The organism is Ruegeria sp. CDSA079, assembly GCF_059612245.1.
Genome location: NZ_JBXWQF010000006.1, coordinates 127987 through 139347, shown reverse-complemented (window position 1 = coordinate 139347; position 11361 = coordinate 127987). Strand labels below are relative to the sequence as shown.

Genomic DNA, 11361 nt, shown 5'->3' with positions numbered 1-11361 from the left:
ATGACGATTGAAGTTCGTGTTCCCACGCTTGGCGAGTCTGTCACCGAAGCCACTGTCGCAACATGGTTCAAAAAACCCGGTGATGCGGTCGCCGTGGACGAGATGCTGTGTGAGCTGGAGACTGACAAGGTCACGGTCGAAGTGCCCTCTCCCTCTGCCGGTGTGATGGGTGAGATTGTAGCCGCCGAGGGCGATACCGTTGGTGCCGATGCTCTGCTGGCCACCATTACGGCTGGCGAGGGCGCGGCCCCCGCCCCAGCGGCGGCGGCAGCTCCGGCAGCTTCGCCCGCTGCGACTGGCGGGTCGGTTGATGTGATGGTGCCTACACTCGGTGAATCTGTCACTGAAGCCACCGTCTCGACCTGGTTCAAACAAGTCGGCGACAGCGTCGCACAGGACGAGATGTTGTGTGAGCTGGAAACCGACAAAGTGTCGGTTGAAGTACCGGCCCCGGCTTCGGGCGTTCTGGCCGAAATCGTCGCGCCGGAAGGTGCCACTGTGGATGCAACTGCTAAGCTGGCTGTAATCTCTGGCGCTGCCGCAGGTGCTGCGCCCGCACCCGCTCCGGCGGCTCCTCCGGCTGCAGCAAGCACCGGCAAGGACGTGGCAAACGCTCCATCCGCCGAAAAAGCGATGGCAGAGGCCGGGTTGTCCGCCGATCAAGTCACCGGCACAGGTCGCGATGGCCGCATCATGAAGGAAGACGTTGCAAAAGCCGTGGCGACGGCTGCGGCCCCGGCACCTGCAGCGGCTGCGCCCGTTGCCCAAGCGCCACGCGCACCTGTTGCAGCCGAAGATGAAGCACGCGAAGAACGCGTGCGCATGACCCGTCTGCGTCAAACCATCGCCAAGCGTCTCAAGGATGCACAGAACACAGCTGCGATCCTGACCACCTATAACGAGGTGGACATGACCGAGGTGATGGCGCTGCGCAACCAGTACAAGGACCAGTTCGAAAAGAAGCACGGCGCGCGTCTGGGCTTCATGTCTTTCTTCACCAAAGCCTGCTGCCATGCGCTGAAAGAAGTTCCCGAGGTCAACGCCGAGATCGACGGCACCGACATCGTGTACAAAAACTTCGTCCATATGGGCGTTGCTGCTGGCACGCCTCAGGGTCTGGTGGTTCCGGTGATCCGCGATGCGGACTCAATGTCCTTTGCTGCGATCGAAAAAGCCATCGCCGAAAAGGGCAAGCGCGCCCGTGACGGCAAGCTTTCGATGGCCGAGATGCAGGGCGGTACGTTCACAATCTCGAACGGAGGTGTCTATGGCTCGCTGATGTCGTCACCGATCCTGAACCCACCGCAGTCGGGCATTCTGGGGATGCACAAGATCCAGGACCGCCCGATGGTCATCAATGGTGAGATCAAGATCCGCCCGATGATGTATCTGGCCCTGTCCTATGATCACCGGATTGTTGACGGCAAAGGCGCGGTGACGTTCCTTGTTCGCGTGAAAGAGGCGCTGGAAGATCCGCGCCGCCTACTGATGGATCTGTAAAATGGCGACACATGTACTGTGGCAGGCCGATGTGGCCGATTTCGACGTTTGGTTGAAAGTGTTCCGCGAGGACAAACCAATGCGCAAGGCCGCGGGTATCCGCGACCTTCACATCTGGCGAGATCCGGAGCAGAAGGACCACGCGGTGGCGTTGTTCGAAATCACCGATCTGGACCGCGCACAGAACTTTATCGAATCTGAAGAATTGGCCATGCACCACGAACGCGGCGGTGTGGCGCATATTCAGACCAAGGTTCTGACACCTGTCTAAACGCGATGGCAGAGCGCAAGCGGTGACACATCTGCTTCTGCGCCCTGCCGTCATACACATCAAACTCCAATGCGGCGTCTTGTAATGAACGCAGAACTGACAGCACTGACTTTGGCGGCCCTTCTACAGGTCTTGCAGTTTGTTCTTATGGCCGTCCCTGCAAACCTGGAGTTGGGCACGGGCAAAACCATGTCACCCCGTGACAGTGCCAGGTTGGGTGGATCTTTGGAGGATCAGCTCTCGGATGGGACCGCCCGCCTATACCGGGCCCTCAACAACCATTTCGAAGGGCTGATCCTGTTTGCGGTCGCTTGCGTTGTTGTCACCGTGTCAGGCAAAGACAGCGCGCTGACGGCCGCCTGCGCTTGGGCCTATCTGGTCGCGCGCGTGCTGTATGTTCCTGCGCACTATTTTGGTTGGAAACCCTGGCGCAGCGTCGTTTGGTTCGTCGGGTTTTTCGCCACCACCCTCATGCTTTTGGTGGTGTTGTTGTGAGACCACCAGTCCATATCCTGTTCAGAGGTTCCCGCCCTGCAGCAGCCCGAATTCTCAAGGAGATTTTCCATGGCAAACTATGACGTTATTGTAATCGGTGCCGGTCCCGGTGGCTATGTCTGCGCCATCCGCTGTGCCCAACTGGGCCTGAAAACCGCTGTGGTCGAGGGGCGCGAGACGCTCGGCGGCACTTGTCTGAACGTGGGCTGCATCCCGTCCAAAGCGCTGCTGCACGCCAGCCATCAGTTGCACGAGGCCGAGCATAACTTTGCCAAGATGGGCCTGAAGGGCAAAAGCCCGTCGGTCGATTGGAAACAGATGCAGACCTATAAGGACGAGGTGATCGACGGCAACACCAAGGGCATCGAGTTCCTGTTCAAAAAGAACAAGATCGACTGGCTGAAAGGCTGGGGATCAATCCCTGCCGCTGGTCAGGTCAAAGTGGGTGACGAGGTCCACGCCACCAAGAACATCATCATTGCTTCGGGCTCCGAGCCATCTTCGCTGCCGGGTGTAGACGTGGATGAAAAGGTCGTTGTGACCTCGACCGGGGCACTGTCGCTGGGCAAGATTCCGAAGAAAATGGTCGTCATCGGCGCAGGTGTGATCGGGCTTGAGCTCGGCTCGGTCTATCAGCGGCTCGGTGCCGAGGTCACGGTGATCGAGTTCCTCAAGGAAATCACACCTGGCATGGACCCCGAGGTACAGAAGACGTTCCTGCGTATTCTCAAGAAACAGGGTCTAAAGTTTGTCATGGGCGCGGCGGTGCAAAAAACCGAAGCCACCAAGACCAAGGCTAAGGTGACGTACAAGCTGCTCAAGGATGACAGCGAGCATGTGATCGACGCTGATACCGTGCTGGTCGCCACCGGACGCAAGCCTTATTCCGACGGGTTGGGGCTGGATGCCTTGGGTGTTGAGATGACTCCACGCGGCCAGATCAAGGTGGGTACCGACTGGCAAACCAACATGCCGGGCATCTATGCCATTGGCGACGTAACCGAAGGTCCGATGCTGGCGCACAAAGCCGAAGACGAGGGCATGGCCGCAGCCGAACAGGTTGCAGGTAAGCATGGCCATGTAAATTACGGCGTCATTCCGGGAGTGATCTATACTTGGCCCGAGGTTGCCAATGTGGGTGAAACCGAAGCGACACTCAAGGAACAGGGCCGCGCCTATAAGGCTGGCAAGTTCATGTTCATGGGGAATGGGCGCGCCAAGGCGAACTTTGCCTCTGATGGGTTCGTAAAAATACTCGCCGACAAGGAAACCGACCGCATTCTGGGCGCACATATCATCGGCCCGGCCGCTGGTGATCTGATCCACGAGGTTTGCGTTGCGATGGAATTCGGTGCTTCGGCTGAAGATCTGGCCCTGACTTGCCACGCGCACCCCACCTATTCAGAGGCAGTACGCGAGGCCGCGTTGGCTTGCGGGGACGGTCCGATTCACAGCTAAGAATTTTGACCCCGGCAACCCATCAGCCTGTCGGGGTCAGCCACGCATCCAAATAAGTCTCGAGCCTGTCGGTGAATGTCGTTGCTGAATGCAACGCGCAAAACGTCAACGACATGGCCTGAATGGCAAAAGCCTGCACACCTTCGGCCAAAAGCTCGGATGGCACGTCCTTGCGCATGTCAGCAGCTTCAAGCCACAGCATCACGACACGGAAGTATCGCTCAAAGCAATAGGCAATCGGGCCTATGTCTGCGATAGCCGTCGCGCCGGAATACCTGATCAACAGATCGAATACGTATCGCTCGGACGTCATGAAGCTGTGCGCCGGTTCAAGTGCAGCGATGATCTCAGGAACGGTTTTTGGCGGTATTCCGGCTTCGGCCTGATCCAGACACGCATTCAATCTTTCACCGATCAGGATTTCCATAAGCGCATCCTTGTCGTTGAAATGCGCAAAGAAAGTGCCCTTGGCGACACCCGCCGCCTTTACCACTTCTTCCACTCGCAAAGCTTGGTAGCCATCACTTTGGATAACAGCCTCAGCAGCCGAGAGAAGCTTGGCGCGGGTTTTGATTGTACGATTCTGAATCGTCTTCTGCATACCGCTCAATCGCACAGTTTTTGACCGTGGTCAAATTTAATATTGACCGTGGTCATTTTTCTGCCCTACTAATTGACCGTGGTCATTTTTAGGAGAATCACGATGCAACCCAAGAAAATCCTCATCCTCGACGGACACCCGGCAGACAGCAGTCTGTCCCGCACCTTTGCCGAAACATATCGAGACGCCGCCCTAAAAAACGGGCACGACGTCCGAATGGTTCATCTGAGCGATCTGCAGTTCGATTTTGATTTTGGTCATGGCAACTATCACGATTTCAAACCACTTGAGCCGGTTCTGGAACAAGTGTTGCAAGACTTTGAATGGAGTGATCACCTGGTTCTGACCACCCCGATGTGGTGGGGCGGCCTTCCGGCAAAACTCAAGGGATTGATCGACCGAACGTTCATCCCTGGCCGAACTTTCGACACGCGCAATACTACAAAGATCGGGTTCCCTGCCCCCATGCTGACAGGGCGGACTGCACGCGTCATCCTGACGTCAGACACACCGGGCTGGTTTATGCGGCTGATCTATCGGCAAGCTCTTATCCGACAGGTTCGGGATCAGATCCTTGGATTTGTCGGCTTCAAACCAACCCGTTTCACCTATTTCGCAGGCGCGAGTTATCCCAAACCGGGAAGCGTAGACCGCTGGATCGAAAAGGTTTCCAGGATCGGAGCAGCCGCGGTTTGAAACCGCAGCAGCATGTTTCGTCTACCACATCGTTTTGGCGGCGCGCGCAGCCCATTCACTATCATACTGCGCGCCGCCTTCTTCGCCTTCTGACGCCTCGGACAAAAGTTGCCCAATCGTTGGCAGGGCGCCACTTTCATCCTCGCTGGTCCAGGTACCTGCACGCATCAGAGCACGCGCGCATTGGCTATAAATCTCGGCGATCTCAACAACAATGACCGTCGCGGGGCGCTTGCCGCCCTTCTCGAATTGTCGCCTCAAACCATCATCCGCCGTTACCCGGCCCATCCCATTCACTCGGACGACATTATTGGAACCAGGAACAAAAAACATCAGCGCAACACGCGGGTCTCGCACGATATTCCGCAGCGAATCTAGCCGGTTGTTGCCACGCCAATCCGGCACAACCAGCCTCCGCTCATCCAGTTCCAGCACAACCGGGCCGTCGTCGCCTCGGGGGCTGCCATCCACACCTTCCGGACCGACAGTACTCAGCACACAAAGACGCGATGCCATAATCCACTGGCGATAGAGCGGCGTCAGTCGATGCACGACCTTTCGCAAGGATGGTGCGCCGGGCGCGCCATACAGTGCTTCCAGCGCTGTTACGTCGTCAATGTACTCCATCTGGATCAAACCCCACTTGGCGCATCAGCTTATTCGAGCGTGTTTCGATCACGTCTTCCAATCGGCCAAGAAAATCGTCGCGCTCAACGCCGGGTTCGATTGGCTCAAGAAAATCCACGATCGCAAGGCCGGGTTTGCGCAGTACACCCGTTCGGGGCCAGAAAACCCCGGCATTTGTCGCAACCGGAACGCAAGGAAACCCAAGACCTTCGTACAAAACGGCAGTCCCAACCTTGTAGGGTTTCGTTGCACCCGGTGCCACACGTGTCCCCTGTGGGTAGATCACAAGTTGCCCGGGTTCCGAGAACTCTTTCGAAACATCCTTGACCATCTTGGCCACAGCCGCGCCACGCTTGCCGCGATTGACCGGAATGCAGCCAAGTCGTCGAGCATACAATCCGATTACCGGAGTCCACAGAAGCTCTCGCTTCATGATGAATTTGCCATGCGGAATAGCGCTGAAAATCATGATGATATCGAGAAACGATTGGTGTTTCGCCGCGATGACCACTTCGTTGGTCGGTGGTTTTCCGCGAACTTCACAGCGGATGCCAACCATCCAACCTGCCAACCACATGGTGTTGCGTGCGTAGGTCCGGCAGGCCAGTGCGGCGCCACGCTTGGAAAACAGTGCATAAGGCAGGAAGACGATGCCAAGGATCAGCATCCAGGCGTAGATCACGATCATGAAGATCAACGAACGGACCCATTGAATAGCCATCATCAGGAAAGCTCCTTCAACTTGCGACGGGCCGCAGCCCAGGTGGCGAAAAAGGCAACAGCCGCGCCCAGGATCGGGATGAGAACCGGCAGTAACCAATCCGTGCCCTGAAAGCCAACCCCGGTCAGAAACCCGCCGGCATCTGATGCTTCGGGCAATAGCAAAACGCCCGTCATCCCCAGCAAGGTCCCAACCAATGCCCCGAAAAAGGCGCGATAGGTAAAGCGCCGGACAAAAGCCCCAGCTATAAACCCGTCGCGCGCGCCGACCAGACGCAAAACTTCGATGATCTGCGCATTTGCCGCCAGAGATGCGTTTGCCGCGAGCGTAATCATTGCCGCCGTCGCCCCCCCGATCAGCAGGATCGAGATCCACCCCAAGCGCCGTAGTGACATTGCTGCTTCGACAAGAGGTTCGCGCCATCGCGTGTGATCATCCAGCACCGCGCCCGGCACTTCGGCACCCAGACGCAAGCGCAAGCCCATCACATCCATTCCCGGCTCACCTTCGGTGATTTCGATGAGCTGCGGGATAGGTAAAGTCTCCAGGGGCAGGTCTGGTCCGAACCACGGCGACAGCAACGCGGCTTGTTCCGCGGCGCTTAAGGCGCGCGCCGACGCCACGCCGGGCGTCTGGCTGAGCACCGATAAGGCGGCTTCGGTCTGCGCGGCGAGCTGCTCTGCCGGAGCATTGATCCGCAGGGTTGCGGCCCCCGCCAGTTCCGAGGCCCAGCGGTCGGCAATCCGACCGGACGCAAGCGCCAGCGCCAATGCAAACACCGCCAGAAATGCCATGGCTCCGGCCACAAACAAGGTTAGATGAGCGGTGTATCCGGTTGGGGGAACAACGCGGTTCGCCCGCGTATCTCCACGCAACAAAGTGTTCACTTCAGGGCCGGTCATAGGTCAGCCCCCGCCAATTGCAGCTTGCGCTGAGATATCCGTAACACGCGCGCCTGAACCTGGCTTTTGGCTGCGCGGATAAGGCTCATGTCGTGGGTTGCGATCAATACCGTCTTGCCCATGCGGTTCAGTTCGACCAACAGGCGCAGCAGGCGCTGGGACATCTCCCAATCGACATTGCCGGTGGGCTCGTCCGCCAACACGACATCCGGCGACAGGATAACAGCACGGGCCAAGGCGGCGCGTTGACGCTCGCCACCGGACAATTCAGGCGGATGCGCTTCAAGCCGCGCGCCAAGACCCACCCAGCTGAGCAGTTCGGTCAGATTGTCCTGTTCTGACGCTTCCGAACGCCCAGAAACCATCAATGGCAAGGCGACGTTTTCCGCTAGCGTCATGTGGTCCAGAAACTGACAATCCTGATGCACCACACCAACACGTCGGCGCAGCACGGCCAACTGATCCCGATCAAGGGACGAAATGTCCTGATCAAACACACTCAGTCGCCCCGAAGTTGGCAGCAAGGCCCCATAGCATAGCTTGAGCAGCGTTGTTTTACCTGCCCCCGACGGTCCGGTCAGAAAGTGAAACGACCCCGGCTGCAATTGAACCGAAACATCGCTCAGCAATTCGCCGCCACCGTAGGTGTAGCTGACATTTTCCAGCTCGATCACACGTGCCCCCATTATTTGCCGCTCTTCTTGCCCGAGCAGGGTGGCGGATTCAATGGCTCTACCGAGTCCAATTGGTGACACTTGACCGATGAAACCGAAAACGCCCTTTGCTGACGGGTCTTAACGGAATATCATCCTTGAAAAAACTATTATCGGCCCTTCGGCCGGCCGAGGAGGCAGTATGCGTCTTACATGTCCGAATTGCGGTGCGCAGTACGAAGTACCTGACGAGGTTATCCCAGAAGAAGGTCGCGACGTGCAATGCTCGAACTGCGATCAGACCTGGTTTCAGCCCAAGCACCCGGAAGAACCGGCTGCCGCGCCGGTTGAAGACGCCGAACCGCCAGCACAGGAAAAGGTCGAAGAAGCGGATCAGCCGGCAGAAGAACCTGAGATTGTGGAAGAGGCCACCGCCGAGGTTACGGACACCGCTGCTGCCACAGGCAATGTCGACCCTGCCGTCGCCAACATTCTAAAAGAAGAAGCTGCGCGAGAGTCGGAGTTGCGTGCGCAGGAAGGCGGCAATCTGGAAAGCCAGCCTGATCTGGGGTTGGACCAACCGCCAGAACCCAAGGTCAAACCCAAGCGACCCGAAGCCTCGGAAACCGCAGTTGATGCCGGGCAAAAAGACGCGCTGCCGGATGTCGAGGCGATCAATTCCAGTATGCGCGCGACCGAAGCGGAAGATTCCACGCCGCCCCGCAAATCAGGCGGGTTCCTGCGCGGATTTGCGCTGATGCTGATCATCGGCGTGGTTCTGTATCTGATCTACGGCAATGCACAACGGATCAGCGAGGCCGTACCACAGGCCGACCCGCTGCTCAGCTCGTATGTGTCTCTGGTGGATCAGGCGCGGATTTGGCTTGAAGCTCAGGCCGGAGCTCAGAACTGAGGTTTAGAACCGCTCCAATAGACGCTTGAGGTATTCCAGCTCGATCTCGGGGCGGTCCGTTTCTCCGCTCCGGCGGCGGATTTCATCCAGCAACTCGCGCGCCCGGCGATAGACGTCTTCACCTTGCAGCAGGTTCTCGTCAGTTGAAATTGAACCACCGGCCCCGGGGTTTCGACCCAGAGGATCGCGATTATTGGCTTGCGCCTCACCTTCCTGCGCGCCCTGACCCGGCTGGTTCTGCTGGTTCTGGGCCATAGCCTCGCCCAGTGAGCGCAGTCCTTCGCGCAGCGCTTCCATGGCCTCAGACTGACGGTCGATGGCTTCGGCCAGATCATCACCACGCAGGGCTTGCTCCGCCTCGTCCATGGCGCGCCCGGCCCGGCCAAGCGAATCCCGAGCGGCGTCCCCTTCAGGCGTTCCTGCGCCGGGCAGGTTTTGCTGTTGGCGGCTCAGTTCGTTGCGCAGGGCCTGCTGACGGTCTGCCAGTGTTCCTTGCCCTTGCTGACCCTCTCCGGTTTGATCCGAGCCTTGGCCCTGACCACCCTGACCTTCGTGGCTTTGCCCTCGGCCCAGCCCGCCATTGCGGCCTTCATTACCCTGACTTTCGCCAGATTGAGCCCCCGGGTTAAACTGTTCCTGCAAGTCGCGGAACGCCTGATCGCTTAGCCCTTGTTGTTCGCGCAGAGTTTCAGCCAGACCTTCCATCGCCTGCTGACCCTCGGACTGTTGCCCTTGCCCCTGTCCTTGAGTCACGCGCATGTTTTCCATCATCTGCTGGAACTCTTCCAGCGCCTGCTGCGCCTCGGCCATGCGGCCCTGTTCCATCAGTTCCTGAATGCGGTCCATCATGCGCTGCAGGTCATCCTGCGTCATCTGAAGGGACTCGCCACTCTGTCCGGGCTGATTTTCACCTTCCTGACCGTTTTGCTGGGCAAGACGCTGCAATTGCTGCAGGTAGTCTTGCGTGGCTTCGCGCAGCTCTTGCATAAGCTCAGCGATTTCTTCGTCGCTGGCCCCGTTCTGCATCGCTTCGGTCAAACGCTCCTGCGCACGACGCATCCGTTCCAGGGCGTCCGCCAGTGTGCCGTCTTCGATCAACACAGCAAGGTCCCACAAGGCCTGTGCGATCTCATCCTGCTGCTCAGGGTTCAACGCTCCGTAAGTCTGGAAAGCTTCCAGCCGCCGCAAGGCCACACGCAAGCGCAGGTAGGCGGTGTCAGACCGAAACAGATCCTCTGGCAAGTGAGAGACCGCCCGCAACAGCTGGGCCACACGCGGCGCGTTGGACCGAGACCAAAGCAGGTCCCGCCGCTGTTCAATCACCGCCGCCGCCAGCGGATCAAAGAACCGACGGGCCGGAAGAGCCGTCATGTATGGTTCTGACGCCGATTGCTGATCAGCCGCATCCACGGCCATCAAAGTAATCTTCACCGGCAGATGGGCCCAAGGGTGCTGCGAAAAATCCTCGATCAGGTCTTCGCTGAAATCCGCGCGGTCGCCGGTGATCGGCATCGGCAATTCGACTTCTATCACCTGTCGTGGTTCGGGTTTGATCGTCAGACCATGACGGCGATCTACCGATACCAGATCCAATTCGATCCGGGCCGAGCCCGAAACGATGCCATAATCGTCGCTGGCGACAAAGGGCAGCTTCATTTGACCGCCTGCCTCTGCCTCGGCGGATCCCGCAACTGCGATCTTCGGTGTTGCATCATCGATGACTTGCACGGCCCATTCGCGGCCAGCGGGACCTTCGATACGCATCTGGCCAGAACGCTCGGCTACAAATTCCTGTTCGGGATCGGTTGCGACCTCGGTACCCATGACAGAGCTGTTTTCGGTCAGGCTATGCGCGCCGACCTCACCATACATCCGCAATGTAATGCGGCTGCCTTTCGGGACTGACAGCTCTGTATCGGCCTGATCAGCAAGATACAACGTTGGCAGGCCCGTATATCTTGGGGGTTCAACCCATCCTTCCCAGGTCGGACCTTGCCCTGCATCCGCGCTTCCCGGTGCCATATCGGCCACCGACCCCACACGCCACAAAGAGCCAAACAGAATCGCCACGACAAAGGCCAATAACGCCGCATAGCGCAGCGCGTAAGGATCACGCGAGGCCAGCCTAAGATCAGGTTTGGCTGGTTCAGCTGCCGCAGCGCGTTGTGCCATTCGGGCTTTATGGGCCTGCCACAACGCAACCGAATCCCGATCTGTTGAACCAATCGCCTGATCATCCAGAAGGGCCTGGATCGGACGACCGGGCAATGTCTCATCCAACCGCATGAGCGCATCTGCGCGAGAGGGCAGGTTGAGTTTTCTCAGCCCCAAAACACCCGCAACGACAATTGAAATTAACGAAAGTGCACCCGCGCCCCAAACGACCTCAACAGCCAGTTGGTCTTGCAGCCCCAGCATCAACGCCGCCAGCAGGACCATAAGGATCGAGAACAGTGGCCAAAACGCCCGCAATACCTGTTCAGCCACCATACCCATGTGGGTCAACCACAGGGACAGGCGCGGA

The 11361-nt window shown here is 58.5% G+C and carries 12 protein-coding genes; 6 read left to right on the top strand and 6 right to left on the bottom strand.

Annotated features, from left to right (window positions below):
- The 4 genes from odhB to lpdA all read left to right on the top strand — a co-directional run bounded on the left by odhB (position 1) and on the right by lpdA (position 3724).
- Complete coding sequence (gene odhB / locus AC2FJZ_RS08465) at positions 1-1500, top strand: 2-oxoglutarate dehydrogenase complex dihydrolipoyllysine-residue succinyltransferase (RefSeq protein WP_496777001.1); 1500 nt, start codon at positions 1-3, stop codon at positions 1498-1500.
- A 1-nt stretch (position 1501) separates the two neighbouring features.
- Positions 1502-1771, top strand: a complete 270-nt coding sequence (locus AC2FJZ_RS08460; protein ID WP_496668578.1) for a hypothetical protein — start codon at positions 1502-1504, stop codon at positions 1769-1771.
- Positions 1772-1855: 84 nt separating this feature from the next.
- Positions 1856-2266, top strand: a complete 411-nt coding sequence (locus AC2FJZ_RS08455) for an MAPEG family protein (RefSeq protein WP_496776999.1) — start codon at positions 1856-1858, stop codon at positions 2264-2266.
- Positions 2267-2335: 69 nt separating this feature from the next.
- A complete protein-coding gene (gene lpdA / locus AC2FJZ_RS08450; RefSeq protein ID WP_496776997.1) occupies positions 2336-3724 on the top strand; it encodes a dihydrolipoyl dehydrogenase in 1389 nt (462 codons plus the stop codon).
- Between the two features lie 22 nt (positions 3725-3746).
- Here the strand turns inward: lpdA and AC2FJZ_RS08445 are convergent, their stop codons facing one another.
- Positions 3747-4325, bottom strand: a complete 579-nt coding sequence (locus tag AC2FJZ_RS08445) for a TetR/AcrR family transcriptional regulator (RefSeq protein WP_496776996.1) — start codon at positions 4323-4325, stop codon at positions 3747-3749.
- A gap of 102 nt (positions 4326-4427) precedes the next feature.
- On the opposite strand from AC2FJZ_RS08445, the gene AC2FJZ_RS08440 reads away from it, so the two are divergent.
- Positions 4428-5021 (top strand): NAD(P)H-dependent oxidoreductase, encoded by a 594-nt coding sequence (locus AC2FJZ_RS08440; protein WP_496668570.1) that lies wholly within the window; start codon positions 4428-4430, stop codon positions 5019-5021.
- Positions 5022-5042: 21 nt separating this feature from the next.
- Here the strand turns inward: AC2FJZ_RS08440 and AC2FJZ_RS08435 are convergent, their stop codons facing one another.
- Genes AC2FJZ_RS08435 through AC2FJZ_RS08420 form a run of 4 tightly spaced genes read right to left on the bottom strand, consistent with a single transcriptional unit; the run spans position 5043 to position 7945 of the window.
- Complete coding sequence (locus tag AC2FJZ_RS08435) at positions 5043-5648, bottom strand: pyridoxamine 5'-phosphate oxidase family protein (protein ID WP_496668568.1); 606 nt, start codon at positions 5646-5648, stop codon at positions 5043-5045.
- The gene (locus AC2FJZ_RS08430) at positions 5635-6375 is read right to left on the bottom strand and encodes a lysophospholipid acyltransferase family protein (protein WP_496668875.1); all 741 of its coding nucleotides are present in this window, start codon (positions 6373-6375) and stop codon (positions 5635-5637) included. The genes AC2FJZ_RS08435 and AC2FJZ_RS08430 overlap by 14 nt, the downstream gene beginning before the upstream one ends.
- Positions 6372-7271: a cell division protein FtsX gene (locus AC2FJZ_RS08425; protein ID WP_050604048.1), complete on the bottom strand. Its 900-nt coding sequence runs from the start codon at positions 7269-7271 to the stop codon at positions 6372-6374. Before AC2FJZ_RS08425 ends, AC2FJZ_RS08430 begins: the two co-directional genes overlap by 4 nt.
- Entirely contained in the window at positions 7268-7945 is a 678-nt protein-coding gene (locus AC2FJZ_RS08420) for a cell division ATP-binding protein FtsE (protein ID WP_050604230.1), read from the bottom strand. The genes AC2FJZ_RS08425 and AC2FJZ_RS08420 overlap by 4 nt, the downstream gene beginning before the upstream one ends.
- Before the next feature lie 181 nt (positions 7946-8126).
- Between AC2FJZ_RS08420 and AC2FJZ_RS08415 the strand changes: the two genes are divergently transcribed.
- Positions 8127-8837 (top strand): zinc-ribbon domain-containing protein, encoded by a 711-nt coding sequence (locus AC2FJZ_RS08415; RefSeq protein WP_496776995.1) that lies wholly within the window; start codon positions 8127-8129, stop codon positions 8835-8837.
- Positions 8838-8840: 3 nt separating this feature from the next.
- Here the strand turns inward: AC2FJZ_RS08415 and AC2FJZ_RS08410 are convergent, their stop codons facing one another.
- Positions 8841-11333 carry a TIGR02302 family protein gene (locus AC2FJZ_RS08410; RefSeq protein WP_496777125.1) on the bottom strand — a complete coding sequence of 831 codons (2493 nt, stop codon included), beginning with the start codon at positions 11331-11333 and terminating at the stop codon, positions 8841-8843.
- Between the last annotated feature and the right edge of the window lie 28 nt (positions 11334-11361).

Bases quoted from the DNA above. Each gene is read 5' to 3' on its own strand.
- AC2FJZ_RS08410 (WP_496777125.1), bottom strand. From the start codon at position 11,333: ATGGGTATGGTGGCTGAACAGGTATTGCGGGCGTTTTGGCCACTGTTC.
- odhB (WP_496777001.1), top strand. From the start codon at position 1: ATGACGATTGAAGTTCGTGTTCCCACGCTTGGCGAGTCTGTCACCGAA.
- AC2FJZ_RS08435 (WP_496668568.1), bottom strand. From the start codon at position 5,648: ATGGAGTACATTGACGACGTAACAGCGCTGGAAGCACTGTATGGCGCG.
- AC2FJZ_RS08425 (WP_050604048.1), bottom strand. From the start codon at position 7,271: ATGACCGGCCCTGAAGTGAACACTTTGTTGCGTGGAGATACGCGGGCG.
- lpdA (WP_496776997.1), top strand. From the start codon at position 2,336: ATGGCAAACTATGACGTTATTGTAATCGGTGCCGGTCCCGGTGGCTAT.
- AC2FJZ_RS08440 (WP_496668570.1), top strand. From the start codon at position 4,428: ATGCAACCCAAGAAAATCCTCATCCTCGACGGACACCCGGCAGACAGC.
- AC2FJZ_RS08415 (WP_496776995.1), top strand. From the start codon at position 8,127: ATGCGTCTTACATGTCCGAATTGCGGTGCGCAGTACGAAGTACCTGAC.
- AC2FJZ_RS08460 (WP_496668578.1), top strand. From the start codon at position 1,502: ATGGCGACACATGTACTGTGGCAGGCCGATGTGGCCGATTTCGACGTT.
- AC2FJZ_RS08455 (WP_496776999.1), top strand. From the start codon at position 1,856: ATGAACGCAGAACTGACAGCACTGACTTTGGCGGCCCTTCTACAGGTC.
- AC2FJZ_RS08445 (WP_496776996.1), bottom strand. From the start codon at position 4,325: ATGCAGAAGACGATTCAGAATCGTACAATCAAAACCCGCGCCAAGCTT.